Genomic DNA, 22546 nt, shown 5'->3' on the forward strand with positions numbered 1-22546 from the left:
TCCAGCCAATCCTTGGAAACATCAACTCCACAAATGATCCTGTTCACGGTAACCTGCCTTGTGCGTACGGTTGGAACCAAGCGACTGTTCGGTCGTGCGTGACGACGGCGAAGATCCCAAGCTCTCCCGCGGCTGTAACCTCAGGTGGTACGGGCGACTTCGCCAAGCCAAGGTCCGGGCGGCCGCCCGGACCTTGGCTCAATCGCTTCAATCCCACGAAATCTCTCTCGTGTAGATACAAGGTGGCGCTGCGAAGCAGCGACGGAGTGGGGGAACCACCTGGCAACCAGGCGCAATCATCATCTTGTTCCGCGCGAAGATCGGCCCACTCCGTCGAGCTGCGGTGCTCTCCCCTCGGGGGCGGGTCTCACCCCGCGATCATATCACTCTTCGCCGGCCTTCCCGCGACATAGACCTCGCGCACCGCGCGGTCGTCGCCCAGCGTCTGCAACAGGAACAGTTCCTCGGCCAGCGTCTCGACCGTCTCCATCCTGAGCCGCATCGCCGGTGTCGCGCGGGCGTCGAGTACGGTGATGTCGGCGTCGGTGCCCTCATCCAGCGTGCCGACCTTGCCCGCCACCGACAGCGCCTCGGCATTGCCGCGCGTGACCTGCCAGAAGGACTGGAACGGGTTCAGCTTTTCGCCATTCAGCGCGATCACCTTGTAGCCTTCGTCCATGGTGCGCAGCATAGAGTAGTTAGTGCCGCCGCCGACATCGGTGGCCGCGGCGATGCGCAGCGGCTTGTCGCGGCGGCGGAAGCGCTGGTAGTCGAACAGGCCGGAGCCGAGGAACAGGTTCGAGGTCGGGCAGAACACTGCGACCGAGCCGGACTCCGACAATACATCGGCCTCGCGCTCGGACAGATGGATGCAGTGGCCGAACAGGCTCTTGGGTCCCAGCAGCCCGTACATCTCATAGACGTCGGTGTAGTCGCGCGCCTGCGGATAGAGTTTTTGGGTAAAGGCGATCTCGGCGTGGTTTTCCGACAGATGCGTCTGCATGTGCAAATCGGGATGTTCGCGGCAGAGCGCGCCCGACATCTCAAGCTGTTCGGGCGACGAGGTGATGGCGAAGCGCGGCGTGATCGCATAGTGCTGCCGCCCCTTGCCGTGCCATTCCGCAATCAGTGCCTTGGTGTCGTCATAGCCGGATTGCGGTGTGTCGAGCACGCCCGCCGGCGCATTGCGATCCATCATCACCTTGCCGGCAATGTTGAGCATGTTTCGGTCATGCGACTCGGCGAAGAAGGCTTCGGCGGACGCCTTGTGCACCGAGCAGTAGGCAGCGACCGTCGTCGTGCCATGGCGCACCATCTCGTCCAGGAACAGCCGTGCGATGCGGCGGCCATGCTGGGCATTGGCGAATTTGGTCTCTTCCGGGAAGGTATAGGTATTCAGCCAGTCGAGCAGTTCGGCGCCATAGGAGGCGATGACCTGCATCTGCGGGAAATGCACATGCGCGTCGATGAAGCCCGGCAGCAGCAGATGCGGCCGGTGGTCGATTTTCTTTACGCCTTCGCCGGCCTGTTTCTCGACGTGCGCATAGGCGCCGGCAGCGACGATCCGGCCGTCGCGGATCAAAAGGCCGCCATCCTCCTCGTAGCGCCAGGCGGCATGGTCGTCGATTGCTTCGGGCCAGCGCAAAAAGCTCAGCGTGCGGCCGCGCAGAAGTGTAGGGGTCATGCTTATTTCCCTGCGCCTTCGAACCAGGCGACCAGCAGCGCCCGCTCCTTGTCGCTGATCTGGGTGATGTTGGCCGGCGGCATGGCGTGGCTGCGTCCGGCCTGGAGGTAGATCTCGCGCGCATGCTCGGCAATGCCGGCATCGGTGTCGAGCATCACGCCCTTCGGCGCATGGTAGATGCCTTCATAGACCGGCTCGGCCGCATGGCACATCGAACAGCGGCCAAGCACGGTGTCGCGCACCGCCGGGAAATGCGAAGAGGCGATGTAGACCTCGGCCGCGGCGGAAGCCTTGGGCTCGCCGGTCAGTATCTTCGGCGCCGTCGACAGCCAGATGATGATGAGGAACAGCACGGCAGCCGCCATCCAGGTCCAGTGCGGGTTGCCGGCACGCTTGTGAACGGTGTTGAAATAGTGCCGGATCAACACGCCGATGATGAACACCAGCGAGGCGATGACCCAGTTGAACTCGGTGCCAAACGCCAGCGGATAGTGGTTCGACAGCATCAGGAACAGCACGGGCAGCGTCAGGTAATTGTTGTGCAGCGAGCGCTGCTTGGCGATCTTGCCGTATTTCGGGTCAGGCTTGCGGCCGGCAATGAGGTCGGCAACGACGATCTTCTGGTTGGGAATGATCACCATGAAGACATTGGCAGACATGATCGTGGCGGTGATGGCGCCGAGATGCAGGAAAGCGGCGCGGCCGGTGAACAGATGCGTCAGCCCCCAGGCGATGAACACCAGCACGCCGTAGAGCACCAGCATCAGGGCGGTGTCGCTTTTGCCGAGCGGCGAGCGGCAGAGCAGATCATAGACCACCCAGCCGACACCGATCGTGGCCATCGACAACAGGATACCGACCGGCACCGACATCGGCAGCACATTGGGATCGATCAGGAACAGGTCGGCGCCGGCATAATAGACCACGCACAGCATGGCGAAGCCGGACAGCCAGGTGGCGTAGGATTCCCATTTGAACCAGGTCAGGTGCTCCGGCATCTCGGCCGGCGCCACCAGATACTTCTGGATGTGGTAGAAGCCGCCGCCATGCACCTGCCATTCCTCGCCGAAGGCTCCGACCGGCATGCCGGGGCGCTGGCGCAGGCCAAGATCGAGCGCGACGAAATAGAACGACGAGCCGATCCACGCGATGCCGGTGACGACGTGCAGCCAGCGCACGGCAAAACTCAGCCAGTCCCAGAAAATCGCGAAATCCATCATTTGAAATCGTCCCTGCCGTTCGGTTGACTTTACGGTGTGGTACGCAAACGAAAAGAGGCGAGGTGTACGATGACTTTCAAAAAAAAATGGAAAATACTAGTCTGGTCCTACGCAGCCGTTTGAGAGCCACGAAGCCTTATGGCCTATCTCGACAACATTGCCGTCTTCGTTCGCGTCGTCGAGCTTGGCAATCTGTCGGCTGCGGGCCGCGACATGCGCATTTCGCCGGCGGTCGCCTCCAACCGCATCAAGGAACTGGAAAAGCACCTTGGCGTGCGGCTGTTCAACCGCACGACCAGGCAATTGATGCCAACCGAGCATGGCAACGTGTTCTATTCCGGCGCCAAGCAGGTGCTGGAGGCGATCACCGAGGCGGAAGCGGCGGTCTCCGCGCTTTCCGGCCAGCCGCGCGGCACCATCCGGGTCACCGCGCCGCTCGGCCTCGGCCGCCGGCTGGTGGCCTCGGGCATTCCCGATTTCCACGACAAATACCCCGACATCGAGGTGCGGCTCAGGCTCTCCGACCACAATATCGATATCATGAAGGAAGGCATCGACGTCGCTTTCAAGCTCGGCATCATCGAGGATTCCAGCTTGCGCATGCGTGGCATCATGGAATGCGAGCGTGTGCTGGTGGCCGCGCCGAAATATCTGGAGGCGCGCGGCGAACCGGTGGAGCCGCAAGAACTGATCGGCAAGAAGCACGATTGCCTGATGCTGCGCTATTCCGGGGCGCGCGAATATGTCTGGACGCTGCAGACGCCGTCCGGCCCGCAGAAGTTCGAGGTGCACGGCCCCTACGACACCGACGATGGCGACGTGCTGACCGGCTGGGCGCTGTCGGGACGCGGCATCATCAACAAGCCGCGCTTCGAGGTCGAGCCGTTCATCCGCGACCGGCGGCTGCAGGTCATCCTGGCCAGCACACCGCCGACCCCGGTGCAGTTCGCTGCCGTCTATCCGCACAAGAAGCTGCAGGACCCCAAAGTGCGCCTGCTGCTCGACTTCATGGCCGAGCGCTGCCAGCGGCTGATCAAGGATTTGCTGGCGGGCAAATAGGGGCTGGCCGGCAAGTGACAGGGTCTTGGCCCAGTCGCAAGGGTTGCCTTACACGCAGGCGACCTTAGGTTTGCGTACCCCATGGTCGATGGCTCCGCGCCGACTGACGAGCAAACCATATGCATCTCGCCGTTTCGCTCAACATTGCTTCCGGGCAGCCGCTCGCTTTCAGCGACCTCGCCGGTTTTGCCAAGGAGGCGGAGGCAGCCGGGGTGGACATGATCTTCCTAGATGATTCCGCGCCGGACGGCGCGGGGTCGAGCCCTTTCGAAGCGACGACCTTGCTGGCGGCGCTGGCGATGGTGACGAGCCGGATCGGCCTTGTTGCCGCGGCTTCCACTGTCACCCACCAACCCTACAATCTGGCGCGCCGCTTTGCCTCGCTCGACATTATCAGCCATGGCCGCGCGGGCTGGCACGCGACCATGGCACAGGCGCCGCGCGAAGCGGCCAATCTTAGCCGTCCGGAAGGCTTTTCGGACGACGTTTTCCATCGCCGCACCGAGGAGTATGTCGGCATTGTCAGGGGTCTGTGGCAGGGCTGGGATGCGGATGCGCTGCTGTTCGACAAAAGCGGCGGCCGCTTTCATGACCCCGAAAAGATGCATCTGCTCGACCACAAGGGTGAGTTCTTTTCGGTGCGCGGCCCGCTCAATGTCGCGCGCTCGCCGCAGGATAGGCCGGTGCTGGTGATGTCCGGTGTGTCGGAGCGAGCCTTCGATCTTGCTGCCCGCAGCGCCGATGTCGTCCTGCTGGACGAGGCCGAAGACGCCAAGACGCGCCATGACGATCTGAAGCGCCGTGTCGCGGCCCGCGGACGCAAGCCGGATGTCGTGAAGACGCTTTTGAATGTCAGCGGGCCAGACCTCGATCCCGACAGGCTGGAAGAGTTGTTTCGCGCGAAAAGCTGCGATGGGTTCAACATCACAATGTCGATCTCGGCCCTCGACGGTTTCGTCGACCGTGTGCTGCCGAAGCTGCGGCGCCGTGGCCTCGTCCGAGAAGGCTATCGTGAGACAACGTTGCGCGGGCACCTCGGACTTGCCGGAGGCGACCAATGACCCGCCAGATGAAGCTCGGCGCCTTCCTGTGGGCGACGGGCCACCACATCGCCGCCTGGCGTCACCCCAAGGCGCATGTCACCGCCGGCATCGACATCGACCACTACATCCAGTTGGCGCGCACGGCGGAAGCGGCGAAGTTCGACATGATCTTCTGCGAGGATGCCGCCGGCCTGCGCGAGGCCAATGTCGGCATTGCCAGCCAGACCTCACGGTCGATCGGCTTCGAGCCGATCAGCCTGCTGTCGGCGCTTGCCGTCCAGACCAGCCGCATCGGCATCGTCTCGACGGCCTCGACCAGCTACAACGAGCCCTACGGCCTTGCGCGGACTTTTCTGTCACTCAATCACTTGAGCGGCGGTCGCGCCGGCTGGAATCTGGTGACGTCGGCAAGCCCCATCGAAGCCGCCAATTTCGGCGCGACGGGCCTCAAGCCGCATGCCGACCGCTATGAGCGCGCGCGTGAATTCGCCGAGGTGGTGTCAGGACTTTGGCAAGGCTCCGGCTTTCCCGGCCATGACGGCCAGAGTTTTTCGGTGCGCGATCCGCTCGACCTGCCGCGCTCGCCGCAAGGGGCGCCGGTGATGGTGCAGGCAGGCGCCTCGGATGTCGGCCGCGACCTTGCTGCCCGCACTGCGGACGTGGTGTTCACGGCCGCGCAGACTTTCGAGGAAGCCAAGGCCTTTTACGACGATCTCAAGGGGCGCATGGCGGCCTATGGCCGCGAGCCTGACGACATCAAGATCATGCCTGGCGTGTCGCCCGTGGTGGCGGAAACCGAGGCCGAAGCCCGGGAGAAACACGAGGAGTTGCAGGCGCTGATCCCAGACGATGTCGGGGTGGCGCTGCTGTCCAGCTATCTCAGCATCTCCGACCTCGGGCGCTATCCGATCGACGGACCCATGCCCGAACTGCCGGAGACCGAGGGCATGAAGAGCCGTCAGGCGCTGGTGGTCGAGCAATCGCGCCGCGACGGCCTGTCGATCCGCCAGCTTGCCCGTCATTTTGCCGGCGCGCGCGGCCATTGGCGCATCGTCGGTACGCCGGCGCAGGTCGCGGATGAATTGCAGGCGCGGTTCGAAGGCGGCGGCGCGGACGGCTTCAATGTCATGCCGTCATACTTCCCCGGCGAGCTCGATGCCTTTTGCGATCTCGTGGTGCCGGAACTGCAGCCACGCGGGCTGTTCCGCCGGGAATACGAGGGCAGCACGCTGCGCGAGCATCTCGGCTTGAAGCGTCCGGGATAGAAAAGATTAGCCGGCTACCACTTTATCTTGCCGCACCGGCTGGCTTACCGCTGGTGCCGCGTTGTGAACGACCAGCGCCGTCATGATTTCCGCTGCAGCAAGCGCCGCGATCACCGGTGGGCGCTTGTCCTTGACCGCATCGCCACCGATTGGCGAGACGAGACGCGCGAACTCAGCCTCCGTGCCCTCCGCCGATTTCAGGAACCAGTTCTTGAACGTCGCCTTCTTGGTCTTCGAGCCGATCATGCCGACATAGGCCGCATCGTCGCGCTTCAGCGCCTCGGCGACGATGAGGAAATCCAGCGCATGATCATGCGTGAGGATGGCGAAACCGGTGCCCGCGGGTGCTTTGCGTACTTCGGCCTCCGGCATCGGCGTCAGCCGCGTCTCGACGGTTTCCGGCATGCCTTCCAGCGCCTCGGCACGGGTCTCGATGACGACGGCATGGACAGGCAGCAGCGCAATGGTCGCAGCCAGCGCCTGGCCGACATGGCCGCCACCGAAGATATAGACATGCGGCAAATGGGCTTCTTCTGCCTCGGCCGCCGCAATCAATTCGCCGGCGAGCGTTGCATCGACCAGACGGATCAAGACTTCAACACGGCCGCCACAGCACTGGCCGATTTCCGGCCCGAGCGGCACGTCGAGCGTGGCGCAGACTTCGTCGACCGCAATGCGGGCTTCCTTTTTACCCTCCCCCTTGTGGGGAGGGTCGGTGAGCGGACGCCGCGAAGCGGCGTCAGCGAAACGGGGCGGGGGTAGCGTGGCACGATCGTCCGCACCCCCACCCCGGGCGGCTTTGCCGGCCGACCCTCCCCACAAGGGGGAGGGTGAGGACGCTAGCATCTGCCTGGCCTTGTCGATCGCCATATATTCGAGCTGGCCGCCGCCGATCGTGCCGAAAATCGCCGCTTGCGAGACGAGCATTAAGGCGCCCTTCTCGCGCGGAGTCGAGCCTTTGGTGCCCGCCACTTCGACCAGGGCAAGCCGGCCGGCGCTGGCGAGAAAAGCTCTGAGGCTTTGCACTTTCGAGTTCATCGTCTGCATTCCCACTCGGGAAATATAGCGTTTTGTGCCCCAAATTGCACGTTTTGGCCCAATCAGGCCGGTTTGGCCGCTCTCAGCCGCTCGATAGCCATCAGCACGCGCTCGGGCGTTGCCGGCGCGTCGAGACGCGGACAGACCTTGTGATCGGCAACGCTCGCCACCGCGTCCGACAGTGCATGCAGCACCGACATGCCGAGCGGGAAGGGCGGTTCGCCGACCGCCTTGGAGCGGTGCACCGTCGGTTCGTTGGCCTCCGGCCAGTCGGCAAGCGTCACGTTGAAGATCTTCGGCCGGTCGGAAGCGAGCGGGATCTTGTAGGTCGACGGCGCGTGCGTGCGCAGCCGGCCCTTGTCATCCCACCACAGTTCCTCCGTCGTCAGCCAGCCCATGCCCTGGATGAAGCCGCCCTCGATCTGGCCGATATCGATGGCGCGGTTCAGCGAGCGACCGGTGTCGTGCAAGATGTCGGTGCGTTCGACCACATATTCGCCGGTCAGCGTGTCGACCGAGACTTCCGAGCACGAGGCGCCATAGGCGAAGTAGTAGAAGGGGCGGCCCTCGCCCTTGTCGCGGTTCCAGTGGATTTTCGGCGTCTTGTAAAAGCCCGCCGCCGACAGCTGGATGCGGGCCATATAGGCCTGCTTGACGAGGTCGGCGAAGGCGATCTCCTGATTGCCGATGCGCACGCGGTTGGGCAGGAACAGCACCTGGTCGCGCGGTACCTGGTATTTTTCAGCGGCGAAATCGGTCAGCCGGTCCTTGATCTGGCGGGCGCCGTTTTGCGCCGCCATGCCGTTGAGGTCGGTGCCGGACGACGCTGCGGTGGCCGAGGTGTTGGGCACCTTGCCGGTCGTCGTCGCGGTGATCTTGACCTGGTCGAGGTCGATCTGGAATTCCTCCGCCACCACCTGCGCCACCTTGACGTAGAGGCCTTGCCCCATCTCGGTGCCGCCATGGTTCAGATGCACGGAACCGTCGGTGTAGACATGCACCAGCGCGCCAGCCTGGTTGTAGTGTGTGGCGGTGAACGAGATGCCGAATTTGACCGGCGTCAGCGCCAGGCCGCGCTTGATGAAGCGGCTGTTGGCGTTGAAGGCCTGAATGATGCGGCGGCGGCTTGCATAGTCGGCGCTCGCCTCCAACTCGGCGACGATGCGATGGATGATGTTGTCCTCGACCGTCTGGTGATAGGGCGTGACGTTTCGATCCGACGTGCCATAGAAATTCTGCTTGCGGATATCGAGCGGGTCCTTGCCGACGGCAAAGGCGACCTCGTCGATGACCCGTTCGGCGCCGACCATGCCTTGTGGGCCGCCGAAGCCGCGAAAGGCGGTGTTCGACACGGTGTTGGTGTAGAGCGGCGCTGACTGCGCATGCACGGCCGGCCAGAAATAGGTGTTGTCGCAGTGGAACAGCGCACGGTCGGTGACCGGGCCTGACAGGTCCGACGAAAAACCGCAGCGCGCCGCGAACATGAAGTCGACGCCCAAAATGTTGCCGTCATCGTCGAAGCCGACCTCGTAGTCGACGAGGAAGTCGTGGCGCTTGCCGGTGGCGATCATGTCGTCGTCGCGGTCGGGTCGGATTTTCACCGCACGATGGTGTTTCTTCGCGGCGATCGCCGCCAATGCCGCAAACTGGTTGCCTTGCGTTTCCTTGCCGCCGAAGCCGCCGCCCATGCGGCGGATTTCCACCGTGATGGCGTTGCTCGGCACGCCCAGCGCGTGGCTCACCATATGCTGCACTTCGCTCGGATGCTGGGTCGAGGAATAGATCGTGACGTCCTGGTCCTCGCCCGGAATGGCCACCGCGATATGGCCTTCGAGATAAAAATGCTCCTGGCCGCCAACACGCATCTTGCCCTTCAGCCGGCGCGGTGCCGCCTTGATCGCGGCAGCGGCATCGCCGCGCTTCAAGGTCAGCGGCGGGGTGACCAATTTGTCCTTGCGCGGATCGAGGTCGCCAATGTCGGTGACGAACGGCAATTGGCTGTATTCGACCTTGGCCAGCCGCGTGGCGCGGCGCGCCTCCTCGCGCGTCCTGGCAATGACGTAGAAAATCGGCTGGCCGTAAAACTGCACCTTGTCTTCGGCCAGCACCGGCTCGTCATGACGGCCGGTCGGCGAGATATCATTCTCGCCCGGAACGTCCTTGGCCGTCAGCACATCGACAACGCCCGGCGCTGCGCGCACCGCCGACAGATCCATTTTGGTAATCGTCGCATGTGTCGCTGAGGACAGGCCGAGGCAGCCATGCAGCATGCCTGCCGGTTCCGGCATGTCGTCGATATAGACGGCGCTGCCGCTGACATGCTTGTGCGCTGAATCATGGCGCTGGTCGGTGGCGACGCCGCCGGCAATCTTCTGCGCCTTGAGGTTGGGAGAAGCGTGTTTGTTCATCAGGCTGCCTCGTCCCGCGTTACCTGGATCGGTGCCTTGGTGCCGCTGGTCTCGGCAAAGAAGCGCAGCAGAAGGTTTTTGGCCGCAAGCGCCCGGTACTCGGCCGATGCGCGCATATCCGTCAACGGTGTGAAATCGCCGGCATATTCGGCCATCGCCGCCTCCACCGTCGCCTCCGTCCAGGGCTTGCCGAGCAGCGCCTTTTCGACACCGAAAGCGCGCTTCGGCGTCGCCGCCATGCCGCCATAGGCGATGCAGATATCGGCCACCGTACCGTCCTTGGCCAGATCGAGAAAAAAGGCGCCGAGAGCCGCCGTGATGTCCTCGTCGCGGCGCTTGGTGATCTTATAGACGGCAAACTTTGTTCCCTTGGCCGGCACGGGAACATGCACGGCCTCGACGAATTCGCCAGGCTGCCGGTCCTGCTTGCCATAGGCGATGAAGAAATCCTCGAGCGCGATCGTGCGCCGCTTCTTGCCCCGGCGCAGCGTCAGCTGCGCGCCAAGCGCGATCAGTGGCGGCGGCGTGTCGCCGATCGGCGAGCCATTGGCGATGTTGCCGCCGATCGTGCCCATGTTGCGCACCTGTTCGCCGCCGATGCGGTCGAACAATGGCCCGAGCGCCGGAATGGGCTTGGCCAGTGTCGCGAAGGCATCGGTGTAGGTGACGCCGGCGCCGATGGTGATGACGTCATTGTCTTCCGAGATGTCGCACAGCCCGTCGAGATTGCCGATGAAAACCACCGGCGAGATGTCGCGCATGTGCTTGGTGACCCAGAGGCCGACATCGGTCGAGCCGGCGACGACAGTGGCGCCGGGTTCCTTGTCCAGCACGGTGGCGAAGTCGTCGGCATTGGCCGGCACCACCAGCCGCTGCTTGCCGGCGCCGATCTCGACACGGGCGCCGTCACGCATGGCCTCGAGCCTTGCGGTGATCGCCTTGCGCTCGGCCGCCAATGGATCCTTTGCCGCCTTGCCATAGCTGGAGATGGCGTGCGCAGCGCGCATGATCGCTTCGTAGCCGGTGCAGCGGCAGAGATTGCCTTGCAGCGCCTTTTCGATCGCAGCATTCGACGGGTCCGGCGACTTCATCCACAGGCCATAGAGCGACATGACGAAGCCGGGCGTGCAGAAGCCGCATTGCGAGCCATGGAAATCGACCATCGCTTGCTGCACCGGGTGCAACTGGCCGGGCGCACCGCGCAGATGCTCGACCGTGACGACATGGGTGGCGTCGAGCGAACCGAGGAAGCGGATGCAGGCATTGACGCTCTCATAGACCAGCTTGCCGGCGGACAATTTTCCAACCAGCACCGTACAGGCGCCGCAATCGCCTTCGGCGCAGCCTTCCTTGGTGCCGCGCAGCGAACGCTCAAGCCGCAGCCAGTCGAGCAAGGTCGCGTCGGGCGCCACCGATGACAGGGCGACATCCGTGCCGTTGAGGATGAAGCGGATTTCGTTGCGTATGGAAATCTTGGCCATGCTTCAGCTCCCCCTGTAGGTCGAATAGCCGTAGGGAGAGATAAGCAATGGCACGTGATAATGCACGGATGCAGCCATACCAAAGCGGATCGGCACGCTGTCGAGGAAGGCCGGTTCCGGCAGTTTTGTGCCCTGGCCGCGCAGATAGTCACCGGCGGCGAAGACCAGTTCGTATTCGCCAAGCCGGAATTCCGGTCCCGCCAGAAGCGGCGCGTCGCAGCGGCCGTCGGCATTTGTGACAACGGTCTTCAGATGTGTCCGCGCCTCGCCCTCAAGGTGATAGAGCGCGATCGACAGGCCCGCTGCCGGCTTGCCGGTCGCGGTGTCGAGCACATGCGTCGTCAGACGTCCGCCATCGGCTTTCGACGTTTCTGCCACTGGCGCCTCCCATTTCGGTACAGTCGAACAAAGCAATGAATTGTGCGCCAATTAAAGGCGATGCATAAGTCCCGGTCGAGCGGAGCGGCACAAAAACACTTTCAAAAATTTCGGGGGAATGCGCAGGCAGCCCTTTCGACTATCCTGATTACAACTTCCGGCGGTGTCCGGCAGGGAGGGGCAATGCGATACAGCAGAGACATGCGCGGCTATGGAGCCAATCCGCCGGATCCGAAATGGCCCGGCGGCGCGCATGTCGCGGTGCAGTTCGTCGTCAATTACGAGGAAGGCGGCGAGAACTGCGTGCTGCACGGCGACAAGGCCTCCGAAGCCTTCTTGTCGGAAATTGTCGGCGCCGCGCCCTGGGTCGGCCAGCGCCACTGGAACATGGAATCGATCTACGAATATGGCGCGCGGGCCGGTTTCTGGCGGCTGTTGCGCCTGTTCAGCGAGGCTGACGTGCCTGTGACCTGTTACGGCGTCGCCTCGGCCCTCGCCCGCTCGCCCGACCAGGTGGCGGCGATGCAGGACGCTGGCTGGGAAATGGCCTCGCACGGGCTGAAATGGATCGACTACCGCGACCACAGCGTCGAGGATGAGCGCCGCGACCTCGAAGCCGCGATCAAGCTGCATTACGAAGTGACGGGCCAGCGCCCGACCGGCTGGTACACCGGCCGCACCTCGGTCAACACGGTGCGGCTGGTCGCCGAAGAGGGTGGCTTCGACTATGTCTCGGACACCTATGACGATGAACTGCCCTACTGGTTCGAGCACGCCGGCGGCACGCAACTCGTCATCCCCTACACGCTCGACGCCAACGACATGCGCTTCGCCACGCCGCAAGGTTTCAATTCGGGCGATCAGTTCTTTGCCTATCTGAAAGACAGTTTCGACACGCTCTATGCCGAGGGCAAGGCCGGGCGGCCACGCATGATGAACATCGGCCTGCATTGCCGGCTGGTCGGACGTCCCGGCCGGGTGGCGGCGCTGAAGCGCTTCGTCGATTATGTAAAATCGCACGACAAGGTTTGGCTGGCGCGGCGCATCGACATCGCCAGGCACTGGCAGGAACACCATCCCTACCAGCCGCCGGCGCTCAAGCCATCGACGATGGAGTTCGAGACCTTCGTTCACGCCTTCGGCGGCGTCTTCGAACATTCGCCGTGGATTGCCGAGCGCGCCTTTGAGCTGGAGCTTGGGCCTGCGCATGACAGCGCCGGCGGTCTGCACAATGCGCTCTGCCGCGTCTTCCGCGCCGCCAGCGAGACCGAGCGGCTCGGCGTGCTCAACGCCCATCCGGATCTCGCCGGCAAACTGGCCAAGGCCAAACGCCTGACGGCGGAATCGACGAGGGAACAGGCCTCCGCCGGCCTCGACGCGCTGACCGACAAGGAGCGCGAGCTGTTTTCAAAACTCAACGCCGCTTACGTCACCACCTTCGGCTTTCCCTTCATCATCGCGGTGCGGGGCAAGACCAAGGAGGAAATCCTCGCCGAGTTCGAGGCGCGCATCGGCAACAGCCGTGGCGTCGAGCTCGATACCGCCTGCAGACAGGTCGAGCGCATCGCGCTGCTCCGCCTGAAAGACATGCTCCCGCTCTAATGACTGAGGGTCAGGACCCCATGGATATGATCAAGACTGACCAGAAAACCTATTACGCGCCGCATGGCGGCCATCCCGGCCAAAATGAGCTTTTGACAGGTCGCGCCGTCTTCACCGAGGCCTATGCAGTCATCCCCAAAGGTGTGATGCAGGACATCGTCACCAGCCCGCTGCCGTTCTGGGACAAGACCAGGGCCTGGATCATCGCAAGGCCGCTGTCGGGCTTCGCCGAGACATTTTCGCAGTACATCGTCGAGGTTCTGCCTGGCGGCGGCAGCGACCGGCCGGAGCTGGACGCTGGCGCCGAGGGCGTGCTGTTCGTGGTCGAGGGCGAGTTGACCGTTTCGCTCGCCGGCAAGAAACACGTGCTTCAAGCCGGCGGCTTTGCCTTCCTGCCGCCGGCCAGCGGCTGGACAGTACGCAACGAAGCTCGCGACGCCGTGCGCTTCCACTGGATCAGGAAGGCTTATGAGCCCGTCGACGGCATCGACGTGCCGGAGGCTTTCTTCTCAAGCGACCAGCAGGTCGCGCCGACGCCGATGCCCGGCACCGAGGGCCGCTGGGCGACGACCCGTTTCGTCGACCCGGCCGACATGCGCCACGACATGCATGTCACCATCGTCACGCTCGAGCCCGGCGCCGTCATTCCGTTCGCCGAGACCCATGTCATGGAGCACGGGCTCTATGTCTTGGAAGGCAAGGCGGTCTACCGCCTCAACCAGGACTGGGTCGAGGTCGAGGCCGGCGACTTCATGTGGCTGCGCGCCTTCTGCCCGCAGGCCTGCTATGCCGGCGGCCCCGGCAAATTCCGCTATCTGCTCTACAAGGATGTCAACCGGCACGCCAAGCTCGGCGGGGCGGGCATTGGCGGTCGCGCGCGGTGACCCGTATCGTCGCGCGGCCGCTGACCCGCGAAAGCTTTGCCGGCTTCGGCGACGTCATCGACATGGGCGGCGACAATCACTACCCGATCAATGGCGGCAGGACCGAGCGCTACCATGATCTCGCCACCGCTGAAGCCGCGGGACCGAATGCCCGCGTGCTGATCTCGATGGCGCGCGGCACGCCTTACGAACTGCCGCTGAAGCTGACCATGGTCGAGCGCCACCCGTTCGGCAGCCAGGCCTTCATCCCGCTGTCACCGCGGCCTTTCCTGGTCGTCGTCTGCCATGACGACAAGGATGGACCCGGCGAGCCGCACGCCTTCATCACCGCACCCGGCCAGGGCATCAATTATCCGCGCAATCTCTGGCATGGCGTGCTGACGCCGCTTGGTGAAGCCCAGGATTTCGTCATTGTCGACCGTGGCGGCGACGGCTCCAACCTCGAAGAATTCCACTTCTCGCATCCCTACGAGATCCATCTTCCCGACGAGACCTGAGTAAAAAATGACCGACATATCGCTGATCGACCGCCTGCTCGACGTCATCGAGCACGACATCGTACCCAAGACGGCCGAGGGTGTTGCCCATGGCAACAAGCTGTTCGGCGCCGCGATCCTGCGGAAAGAGGATCGCTCGCTGGTGCTGGCCGAGACCAACAACGAGATGGAAAACCCGCTCTGGCATGGCGAAGTGCACTGCCTGAAGCGGTTTTATGAAATGCCCAGAGCGGAGCGGGTCGATACCAAAGACGCCATCTTCATCGCCACGCATGAGCCGTGTTCGCTCTGCCTGTCGGCGATCACCTGGACCGGCTTCGACAATTTCTACTATTTGTTCAGCCATGAGGATTCGCGGGACAGTTTTGCCATTCCGCACGATCTGAAGATCCTGAAAGAGGTCTTCACCCTCGATCCCGGCGGTTACGCCGCCGAGAACGCCTACTGGAAGAGCTTTTCCATCCGCAGGCTGGTGCGCGCGCTGCCTGAGGCTGAGCGTAGCCGGCTGGAGGCGCGGATCGGCAAGATTTCGGGGCGTTACGACGCGCTTTCCGGTGTCTATCAGGAGAGCAAGGCCGAGAACGACATTCCGTTGAACTGAGGTCGCGAAGGGGGCTGCGGCCAGGTCGCAATTTCCACTGCTCCAGTCGCGAATGGCGATTGAAAGTCGCGGGCTGGCGGGGCGTTATGCCAGCCCATGAAAACCGTCACCGAATTTCCCCGCAAAATCGTCGAGTTTCCGGATATGGGCATCGTCATGCCGGACGGTTGCCGGCTGTCGGCGCGGGTGTGGATGCCGGAAGATGCGGGTGACGATCCGGTGCCGGCGATCCTCGAACACCTGCCCTATCGCAAGCGTGACGGCACCATCTTTCGCGATCAGCTGACGCATCCCTATTTCGCCGGCCACGGCTACGCCTCGATCCGCGTCGACATGCGCGGCAATGGCGATTCCGAAGGGCTGATGGACGACGAATATTCCGAGCAGGAACTGCAGGACGCTTGCGACGTCATCGCCTGGGCCGCGGCACAGCCCTGGTGCAATGGCAGCGTCGGCATGATGGGCATCTCCTGGGGCGGCTTCAACTGCCTGCAGGTGGCGGCCAAACAGCCGCCGGCGCTGAAGGCTGTCATCAGCCTGTGCTCGACGGTCGACCGTTATGCGGACGACATCCACTACAAGGGCGGCTGCCTTTTGACCGAGAATTTCGGCTGGGCCTCGACCATGCTGTCCTACTCGTCGCGGCCGCCGGATCCGCTGATTGCCGGCGACAACCGCTGGCGCGATTTGTGGCTGACGCGGCTGGAGAACCAGTCCTTCCTTCTGCCGCTATGGCTCAGCCATCAGCACCGCGACGCCTATTGGAAGCGTGGTTCGATCTGCGAGGACTTTTCCGCCGTGATGGCCGCGGTGCTGTCGATCGGTGGCTGGCATGACGGTTACCGCAACACGATCTCGCACCTCGTCACCAACATTCAGGCGCCGGTAAAGGGAATTGTCGGGCCGTGGATCCACAAATACCCGCACTATGCCGGGCCAAAACCCGCCATCGGCTTCCTGCAGGAGGCGCTGCGCTGGTGGGATCGCTGGTTGAAAGGCACTGAGACTGGCGTCGAGGCCGATCCGGACTATCGCGCCTATGTGATGGACAGCGTGCGTCCGGCGCGCTGGCATCCCGAGCGGCCGGGCCGCTGGGTGGCCGAGCAGGAATGGCCGTCACCCAACATCAAGGTTGAGGCGATCGAACTCATCGCTGCCGGCGCCAGGCCGGCGATCGTGGCAACACCGCAAAGCTGCGGCCTTGCCGGCGGCGAGTATTTTCCCTTCACCTTCGGTCCGGAACTGCCGGGCGATCAGCGTCCCGACGATGCGCTGTCGGTCTGCTTTGACCAGCCTGTGCTTGCCGAGGCCATCGACATCGTCGGCGCGCCGGAGCTTCTGATCCGGGTGTCGTCAGATCGGCCACAGGCCAACATCGCGGTGCGGCTGTGCGACGTGCACCCGGACGGCGCCTCGGAGCTGATCTCCTACGGCGTGTTCAATCTCACCCATCGCGACTCGCACGAATTCCCGCAAGCCCTGGTGCCGGGCGAGACTGTTTCGGCACGTGTCGTGCTCGACCAATGCGCCTACCGCGTGCCAGCCGGACACCGCCTGCGCATTGCCGTTTCGAATGCCTACTGGCCGATGATCTGGCCGTCGCCGGAGCCCGTGCGGCTTGACCTCTCGGCGGCGACTTTGAGTCTGCCGCTACGCCCGCTGGCGGAAGGCGACGAGGCCTCATTCCAGGCCCCTGAGGGCGCCACGCCCTGGGCAACCGAGACGGTTCGTGCGGCCAATTCCGAGCGTCATGTCGATCGCGACGAGAAGACCGGCATCGTCACGCTGTCCATCACGGACGATTTCGGCGCGGTGTGCGATCTTGCGCATGGACTGGCCAATGGCAGCATTGCCCGCGAGAGCTGGACGATCCATCCCGACGACCCGCTGTCAGCCTCGGGAAAAACCCACTGGACGCAGACCCTGTCGCGAAATGAATGGTCGGTGCGCACCGAGACATCGGCCGAAATGCGCTGCGACGCGCAAAACTTCATCGTCAGTGCCAGAATCGAAGCCTATGAGGGCGAAAGGCTGGTTTTCGAGCGCGATTTCGAAGAGACGATTCCACGCGATCTGCTCTGAGCGCAGATCCGACTGGTCCAGTTGCGACGTGCGATTTACGCCACGGCATGTCGCATTCGGTCTTGCTTATGGCTTTGCCCTTCGGTCAATATCTCTTTGGTAACAACAAACAAAAAACGACCACAAGGTCGAACCAACAGAGTGAGGAACTCAAATGTCTAACGAACTCGAATATCTGAGCCGGCGCGTTGCGTCCGGCAAGCTGAGCCGTCGTGATTTTCTCGGTCGCGCCGCAGCACTCGGTGTCACCGCACCCTTCGCCAATATGCTGCTGTCGAGCGCGGCTCGCGCCGAAGGCCCGGTCAAGGGCGGCACGCTGAAGGCCGGCCTGGTCGGCGGTGAATCCACCAACAGCCTCGACCCGGCGTTGATGATGACGCAGGTGCCGTTCGCCTTCGGCAAGTGCTGGGGCGAAATGATCGTCGAGCTGTCGCCCGAGGGCAAGCTCGAGAACCGCATCGCCGAAGAAATTGGCTCGTCGGACGACGCCAAGGTGTGGACGCTGAAGATCCGCGACGGCGTCGAGTTCCACAACGGCAAGACCGTCACCGCCGAAGACGTCGCCGCAACGCTCGAGCGCCATTCGGACGAAAAGTCGAAGTCGGGCGCGCTCGGCTACATGAAGGGCATCGAAAGCATCAAGGCCAGTGGCAAGGAAGTGGTGCTGACGCTGAAGGAGGCCAACGCCGACCTTCCCTATCTGCTCAGCGACTATCACCTGATCGTCCAGCCCAATGGCGGCAAGGACAAGCCCGACGCCGGCATCTCGGCCGGCCCGTACGTGGTCAAGACCAACGAGCCCGGCGTGCGCCATGTCGGCGAGCGCTTCGCCAATTACTGGCAGGGCGACAAGATGGGCCATGCCGACCAGATCGAAGTCGTCGTTATCAACGATGCGACGGCGCGCACGGCGGCCCTGCAGGGCGGCCAGGTCAATATGATCAACCGCGTCGAGCCGAAGATCGTCGACCTGATCAAGCGCCTTCCGGGCGTCACCATCCGCAACCATGCCGGTCCCGGCCACTACGTCTTTATCATGCACTGCAACACCGCGCCCTTCGACAACGCCGATTTGCGCATGGCGTTGAAGCTGGCGATCGACCGCGAAGAGATGCTGGACAAGATCCTGCGCGGCTACGGCTCGCTCGGCAACGACTTCCCCATCAATGCTTCCTACCCGCTGTTCACCGAGATCGAACAGCGCAAATACGATCCCGACAAGGCCAAGTTCCACTTCAAGAAGTCGGGCCATGACGGCTCCGTGCTGCTGCGCACATCGGATGTCGCCTTCCCCGGCGCCGTCGATGCCGCACAGCTCTACCAGCAGAGCGCGGCCAAGGCCGGCATCACGCTCGAGATCAAGCGCGAGCCCGGCGACGGCTACTGGAACGAGGTCTGGAACAAGCAGCCCTTCTGCGCCTCCTACTGGGGCGGCCGCTCGACCCAGGACCAGATGTACTCGACAGCCTATCTGTCGACCGCCGACTGGAACGACACCCGTTTCAAGCGTCCGGACTTCGACAAGATGGTGCTTGCCGCACGCGCCGAGCTCGACGAGGCCAAGCGCAAGGCGATGTACCACGACATGGCCGTCATGGTGCGCGACGAGGGCGGCCTGATCCTGCCGATGTTCAACCAGTTCATCGATGCAACCGGCGCCAAGGTCGGCGGCTGGGTCGACGATCCGCATCAGGAGCTGATGAACGGCTACGCACTGGCGAAGTGCTGGCTCGAAGCTTGAGCCCGGCTTTGCGGATATGTCCTCACCCATCTTGAAACTAATTGCCCAGCGCATTGCGCTGGGCATCGTCCTCCTGTTGGCCGTTTCGGTCCTTATCTTCGCCGGTACGCAAATCCTGCCCGGCGACGTCGCGCAAGCCATTCTCGGACAGTCGGCGACGCCGGAGTCGCTCGCCAATCTGCGCGAGCAGCTCGGCCTCAATCAGCCGGCTTACATCAGGTATTTCCACTGGCTCGGCGGTGTGCTCACCGGCGATCTCGGCACCGCGATGTCGAGCGGCCAGGATATCGCGACCTCGATCAAGGGGCGGCTGTGGAACACGTTGTTCCTGGCCTTCTGGGCGGCGGTCGTGGCCGTTCCGCTGGCCATCATCCTCGGTCTGATCGCGGTGCGTTACCGCAATGGCTGGGTCGACAAGCTCATTTCCGGACTGGCGCTCGCCTCCACGTCCTTCCCGGAGTTCTTCATCGGCTACGTGCTCGTCTTCTTCTTTGCCGTCAAATATCAATGGTTCCCGGCGATCTCGACGGTCTATGACGGCATGCCGTTCGGCGAACGCATGCAGGCGATCGCCCTGCCGGCCACCGCGCTGACGCTGGTTGTTCTTGCCCACATGATGCGCATGACCCGCGCGGCCATCCTCAACGTCATGCAGTCGGCCTATGTCGAGACGGCCGAACTAAAAGGCCTGTCGGCCTTCAACGTCATCCGCAAACATGCCTTCCCCAACGCCATCGCGCCGATCATCAATGTCGTCATGCTCAACCTCGCCTATCTCATCGTCGGCGTCGTCGTGGTCGAGGTGATCTTCGTCTATCCCGGCATGGGGCAGTATCTGGTCGATCACGTCACCAAGCGCGACGTGCCGGTGGTGCAGGCGGTCGGCCTGGTCTTCGCCGCCGTCTATATCAGCCTGAACATCATTGCGGACATCGGGGCGATCGTCGCCAATCCGCGCCTCAGACATCCGAAATAGGGGGGCGGGCATGCTCGATATCAAACGCATCCCCATCCCCGCGCTGATCGGCATCGTATTGACGGCGATGTTCGTGCTGGCTGCGGTGTTCGCACCGTTGATCGCCCCTTACAGCAATGCCGAGATCGTCGGCGACGTCTGGGAACCGATGACGGCGGCGCATCTGCTGGGCACCGACAATCTCGGCCGTGATCTGTTGTCGCGCATGATCTACGGCGCCCGCATCACACTGTTCATCGCGGTGCTGGCCACCGCGCTGTCATTCTCGCTCGGCGCCATTCTCGGCTTTTCGGCGGCGGTGTTCGGCGGCTGGTTCGACACGCTTTTGTCGCGCCTCGTCGATCTCTTGATGTCGATCCCGACGCTGATCATGGCGCTCGTCGTGCTCTCGGTGCTGCCGACCAATCTGGTGACGCTGATCCTGGTGATGGGAGTCCTCGACTCGACCCGCGTCTACCGCCTGTCGCGCGCAGTCGCCGTCGACATCAACGTCATGGACTATGTCGAAGCGGCAAAGCTGCGCGGCGAAGGCAGCGGCTGGATCATCTTCCGTGAGATCCTGCCCAATGCGCTGTCGCCGCTGGTCTCCGAACTCGGCCTGCGTTTCATCTACGCCGTGCTGTTCCTGTCGACGCTGTCCTTCCTCGGCCTTGGCGTGCAACCGCCGGACGCCGACTGGGGCGGCATGGTCAAGGAAAACAAGGACGGCATCGTCTTCGGCATCGGCGCCGCGCTCATTCCGGCGGCGGCAATCGCCGCACTGGCAATTTCGGTCAATCTGGTCGCCGACTGGATCCTCAACCGCACGACAAGCCTGAAGGGAGGACGCGGGTGATGGCCGACACAAAAGGAAAGCCCGGCCTGCTGCTCGATATCCGCAATTTGCGCATCGAAGCGACAGTGTTTCCGCCCGGCGAGGCGCCGAAGAACATCGTGCTCGTGCACGATGTCTCGCTGACGCTGGAAAAGGGCAAGGTGCTCGGCCTGATCGGCGAGTCCGGCGCCGGCAAGTCGACCATCGGCCTGTCATCGATGGGCTATGGCCGCGGCGGCGTCCGCATCACCGGCGGCGAGGTGCTCCTCAACGGCCGCGATATCCTCAAGGGCGGCAAGGAAGGTTTCCGCAAATTGCGCGGCCGCGAGGTCTGTTATGTCGCGCAATCGGCGGCCGCCGCCTTCAACCCGGCGCACAAGCTGATGGACCAGGTGGTCGAAGCCACGCTGCTGCACGGCACGGCGACGCGGGCCGAGGCCGAGAAACGCGCCGTGGCGCTGTTCAAGAAGCTTAGCCTGCCGAATCCCGAAACCATCGGCGAACGCTTCCCGCACCAGGTCTCCGGCGGCCAGCTGCAGCGCGTGATGACGGCGATGGCGCTGTGCTCGGAACCCGATTTGATCGTCTTTGACGAGCCGACCACCGCGCTCGACGTGACGACGCAGATCGACGTGCTGGCGGCGATCAAGGACGCCATCCGCGACACCCATGTCGCGGCGCTCTACATCACCCACGACCTTGCCGTCGTCGCCCAGGTCTCTGACGAGATCATGGTGCTGCGCCATGGCAGGCTGGTCGAATGGGGCGGCACCCGCCAGATCATCAAGGAGCCGCGCCAAGAATACACCAATGCGCTGGTCTCGGTGCATGAGATCGAGCATGCCGAGCAGAAGCCCGGCGCAACACCGTTCCTGTCGGTCAAGAACGTCACCGCCGCCTATGCCGGCGGCAGCGTCAAGGTGCTGAAGAACGTCTCGGTCGACATCTATCCGGGCCAGACGCTGGCCGTCGTCGGCGAATCCGGCTCCGGCAAGTCGACGCTGGCGCGCGCCATCACCGGGCTCTTGCCGCCCGAGGAGGGCACCGTCACCTTCGACGGCAGGCCGCTGGCCAACAGGCTCGCCGACCGGCCGAAGGAGGATCTGCGGCAATTGCAGATGATCTACCAGATGGCCGACGTGGCGATGAACCCGCGCCAGACCGTCGGCACCATCATCGGCCGGCCGCTGGAGTTCTATTTCGGCATACGCGGCCGCGAGCGCGACAAGCGCGTCGCCGAACTGCTCGACGAGATCGAGATGGGCAAGGGTTTCCTCGACCGCTATCCGGCCGAGTTGTCCGGCGGCCAGAAGCAGCGTGTCTGCATCGCCCGTTCGCTTGCCGCCAAGCCGAAGCTGATCATCTGCGACGAGGTGACATCGGCGCTCGACCCGCTGGTGGCCAACGGCATCCTCAAGCTGCTGCTCAACCTGCAGCAGCACGAGAAGGTCGCTTACCTCTTCATCACCCATGATCTGGCGACGGTGAAGTCGATCGCCGATTCGATCGCGGTGATGTATCGCGGCGAGGTGGTGCGCTATGGCGCCAAGAGCAAGGTGCTGACGCCGCCTTTCGACGCCTATACCGACCTGCTCCTGTCCTCCGTTCCCGAGATGGAGATCGGCTGGCTGGAAAAGGCGATCAAGGGACGGCGCATGGCAAGCGCGGGCAACTGAGATAAACAGCGCGGCCGTCATCCGGCTGCAATGCGGAGCGGAATAGATCGGCGCGAGCGAACACGGCTCGCGCCGAATTTGTTTTCACTGGAACAGG

General features: G+C 63.5%; 18 protein-coding genes. 12 read left to right on the plus strand and 6 right to left on the minus strand.

Annotation, left to right across the window (positions count from 1 at the left end; translation table 11 throughout):
* Window positions 1-367: 367 nt before the first annotated feature.
* Together guaD and AC1DYJ_RS00010 are read right to left on the minus strand one after the other, a co-directional pair.
* Window positions 368-1684, minus strand: a complete 1317-nt coding sequence (guaD, locus tag AC1DYJ_RS00005; protein WP_477278838.1) for a guanine deaminase — start codon at window positions 1682-1684, stop codon at window positions 368-370.
* Between the two features lie 2 nt (window positions 1685-1686).
* Window positions 1687-2904, minus strand: a complete 1218-nt coding sequence (locus AC1DYJ_RS00010; protein WP_477278840.1) for a urate hydroxylase PuuD — start codon at window positions 2902-2904, stop codon at window positions 1687-1689.
* Window positions 2905-3042: 138 nt separating this feature from the next.
* Here AC1DYJ_RS00010 and AC1DYJ_RS00015 point away from each other — a divergent pair, with 138 nt between their 5' ends.
* The 3 genes from AC1DYJ_RS00015 (at window position 3043) to AC1DYJ_RS00025 (ending at window position 6271) form a co-directional block, all read left to right on the plus strand.
* Window positions 3043-3963, plus strand: coding sequence for a LysR family transcriptional regulator (locus AC1DYJ_RS00015; RefSeq protein ID WP_112397109.1), 921 nt, complete (start codon window positions 3043-3045; stop codon window positions 3961-3963).
* A 119-nt stretch (window positions 3964-4082) separates the two neighbouring features.
* On the plus strand, window positions 4083-5024 hold the full coding sequence (locus AC1DYJ_RS00020; protein ID WP_477278842.1) for an LLM class flavin-dependent oxidoreductase: 942 nt from the start codon (window positions 4083-4085) through the stop codon (window positions 5022-5024).
* On the plus strand, window positions 5021-6271 hold the full coding sequence (locus tag AC1DYJ_RS00025) for an LLM class flavin-dependent oxidoreductase (RefSeq protein WP_477278844.1): 1251 nt from the start codon (window positions 5021-5023) through the stop codon (window positions 6269-6271). The genes AC1DYJ_RS00020 and AC1DYJ_RS00025 overlap by 4 nt, the downstream gene beginning before the upstream one ends.
* 6 nt (window positions 6272-6277) lie before the next feature.
* Here AC1DYJ_RS00025 and xdhC read toward each other — a convergent pair whose 3' ends face one another.
* From xdhC to uraH, 4 genes are all read right to left on the minus strand, one after another.
* Complete coding sequence (gene xdhC, locus AC1DYJ_RS00030; RefSeq protein ID WP_477278846.1) at window positions 6278-7309, minus strand: xanthine dehydrogenase accessory protein XdhC; 1032 nt, start codon at window positions 7307-7309, stop codon at window positions 6278-6280.
* A gap of 62 nt (window positions 7310-7371) precedes the next feature.
* Window positions 7372-9717, minus strand: coding sequence for a xanthine dehydrogenase molybdopterin binding subunit (gene xdhB / locus AC1DYJ_RS00035; RefSeq protein ID WP_477278848.1), 2346 nt, complete (start codon window positions 9715-9717; stop codon window positions 7372-7374).
* Entirely contained in the window at window positions 9717-11198 is a 1482-nt protein-coding gene (xdhA, locus tag AC1DYJ_RS00040) for a xanthine dehydrogenase small subunit (protein WP_477278850.1), read from the minus strand. Before xdhA ends, xdhB begins: the two co-directional genes overlap by 1 nt.
* A gap of 3 nt (window positions 11199-11201) precedes the next feature.
* Window positions 11202-11576 carry a hydroxyisourate hydrolase gene (gene uraH / locus AC1DYJ_RS00045; RefSeq protein ID WP_477278852.1) on the minus strand — a complete coding sequence of 125 codons (375 nt, stop codon included), beginning with the start codon at window positions 11574-11576 and terminating at the stop codon, window positions 11202-11204.
* Window positions 11577-11759: 183 nt separating this feature from the next.
* Between uraH and puuE the strand changes: the two genes are divergently transcribed.
* From puuE to AC1DYJ_RS00090, 9 genes are all read left to right on the plus strand, one after another.
* A complete protein-coding gene (gene puuE / locus AC1DYJ_RS00050; protein WP_477278854.1) occupies window positions 11760-13178 on the plus strand; it encodes an allantoinase PuuE in 1419 nt (472 codons plus the stop codon).
* Between the two features lie 26 nt (window positions 13179-13204).
* A complete protein-coding gene (locus tag AC1DYJ_RS00055; protein WP_477278856.1) occupies window positions 13205-14062 on the plus strand; it encodes a bifunctional allantoicase/(S)-ureidoglycine aminohydrolase in 858 nt (285 codons plus the stop codon).
* Window positions 14059-14559 carry an ureidoglycolate lyase gene (locus tag AC1DYJ_RS00060; protein ID WP_477278858.1) on the plus strand — a complete coding sequence of 167 codons (501 nt, stop codon included), beginning with the start codon at window positions 14059-14061 and terminating at the stop codon, window positions 14557-14559. Before AC1DYJ_RS00055 ends, AC1DYJ_RS00060 begins: the two co-directional genes overlap by 4 nt.
* A gap of 7 nt (window positions 14560-14566) precedes the next feature.
* Window positions 14567-15160 (plus strand): nucleoside deaminase, encoded by a 594-nt coding sequence (locus AC1DYJ_RS00065; RefSeq protein WP_477278860.1) that lies wholly within the window; start codon window positions 14567-14569, stop codon window positions 15158-15160.
* Between the two features lie 96 nt (window positions 15161-15256).
* Window positions 15257-17242, plus strand: a complete 1986-nt coding sequence (locus AC1DYJ_RS00070; RefSeq protein WP_477278862.1) for a CocE/NonD family hydrolase — start codon at window positions 15257-15259, stop codon at window positions 17240-17242.
* A 154-nt stretch (window positions 17243-17396) separates the two neighbouring features.
* Complete coding sequence (locus AC1DYJ_RS00075; RefSeq protein WP_477278864.1) at window positions 17397-18983, plus strand: ABC transporter substrate-binding protein; 1587 nt, start codon at window positions 17397-17399, stop codon at window positions 18981-18983.
* Between the two features lie 16 nt (window positions 18984-18999).
* A complete protein-coding gene (locus AC1DYJ_RS00080; RefSeq protein WP_477278866.1) occupies window positions 19000-19959 on the plus strand; it encodes an ABC transporter permease in 960 nt (319 codons plus the stop codon).
* A 10-nt stretch (window positions 19960-19969) separates the two neighbouring features.
* Window positions 19970-20794: an ABC transporter permease gene (locus AC1DYJ_RS00085; protein WP_477278868.1), complete on the plus strand. Its 825-nt coding sequence runs from the start codon at window positions 19970-19972 to the stop codon at window positions 20792-20794.
* Window positions 20794-22449, plus strand: a complete 1656-nt coding sequence (locus AC1DYJ_RS00090; RefSeq protein WP_477278870.1) for an ABC transporter ATP-binding protein — start codon at window positions 20794-20796, stop codon at window positions 22447-22449. Before AC1DYJ_RS00085 ends, AC1DYJ_RS00090 begins: the two co-directional genes overlap by 1 nt.
* Window positions 22450-22546 lie beyond the last annotated feature (97 nt).

Source organism: Mesorhizobium sp. P2_B11, assembly GCF_056404855.1.

What these genes read in the sequence shown, in the direction of transcription:
- guaD (WP_477278838.1), bottom strand. Translation starts at nt 1,684, where the DNA reads ATGACCCCTACACTTCTGCGCGGCCGCACGCTGAGCTTTTTGCGCTGG.
- AC1DYJ_RS00010 (WP_477278840.1), bottom strand. Translation starts at nt 2,904, where the DNA reads ATGATGGATTTCGCGATTTTCTGGGACTGGCTGAGTTTTGCCGTGCGC.
- AC1DYJ_RS00015 (WP_112397109.1), top strand. Translation starts at nt 3,043, where the DNA reads ATGGCCTATCTCGACAACATTGCCGTCTTCGTTCGCGTCGTCGAGCTT.
- AC1DYJ_RS00020 (WP_477278842.1), top strand. Translation starts at nt 4,083, where the DNA reads ATGCATCTCGCCGTTTCGCTCAACATTGCTTCCGGGCAGCCGCTCGCT.
- AC1DYJ_RS00025 (WP_477278844.1), top strand. Translation starts at nt 5,021, where the DNA reads ATGACCCGCCAGATGAAGCTCGGCGCCTTCCTGTGGGCGACGGGCCAC.
- xdhC (WP_477278846.1), bottom strand. Translation starts at nt 7,309, where the DNA reads ATGAACTCGAAAGTGCAAAGCCTCAGAGCTTTTCTCGCCAGCGCCGGC.
- xdhB (WP_477278848.1), bottom strand. Translation starts at nt 9,717, where the DNA reads ATGAACAAACACGCTTCTCCCAACCTCAAGGCGCAGAAGATTGCCGGC.
- xdhA (WP_477278850.1), bottom strand. Translation starts at nt 11,198, where the DNA reads ATGGCCAAGATTTCCATACGCAACGAAATCCGCTTCATCCTCAACGGC.
- puuE (WP_477278854.1), top strand. Translation starts at nt 11,760, where the DNA reads ATGCGATACAGCAGAGACATGCGCGGCTATGGAGCCAATCCGCCGGAT.
- AC1DYJ_RS00055 (WP_477278856.1), top strand. Translation starts at nt 13,205, where the DNA reads ATGATCAAGACTGACCAGAAAACCTATTACGCGCCGCATGGCGGCCAT.
- AC1DYJ_RS00065 (WP_477278860.1), top strand. Translation starts at nt 14,567, where the DNA reads ATGACCGACATATCGCTGATCGACCGCCTGCTCGACGTCATCGAGCAC.
- AC1DYJ_RS00070 (WP_477278862.1), top strand. Translation starts at nt 15,257, where the DNA reads ATGAAAACCGTCACCGAATTTCCCCGCAAAATCGTCGAGTTTCCGGAT.
- AC1DYJ_RS00075 (WP_477278864.1), top strand. Translation starts at nt 17,397, where the DNA reads ATGTCTAACGAACTCGAATATCTGAGCCGGCGCGTTGCGTCCGGCAAG.
- AC1DYJ_RS00080 (WP_477278866.1), top strand. Translation starts at nt 19,000, where the DNA reads ATGTCCTCACCCATCTTGAAACTAATTGCCCAGCGCATTGCGCTGGGC.
- AC1DYJ_RS00085 (WP_477278868.1), top strand. Translation starts at nt 19,970, where the DNA reads ATGCTCGATATCAAACGCATCCCCATCCCCGCGCTGATCGGCATCGTA.
- AC1DYJ_RS00090 (WP_477278870.1), top strand. Translation starts at nt 20,794, where the DNA reads ATGGCCGACACAAAAGGAAAGCCCGGCCTGCTGCTCGATATCCGCAAT.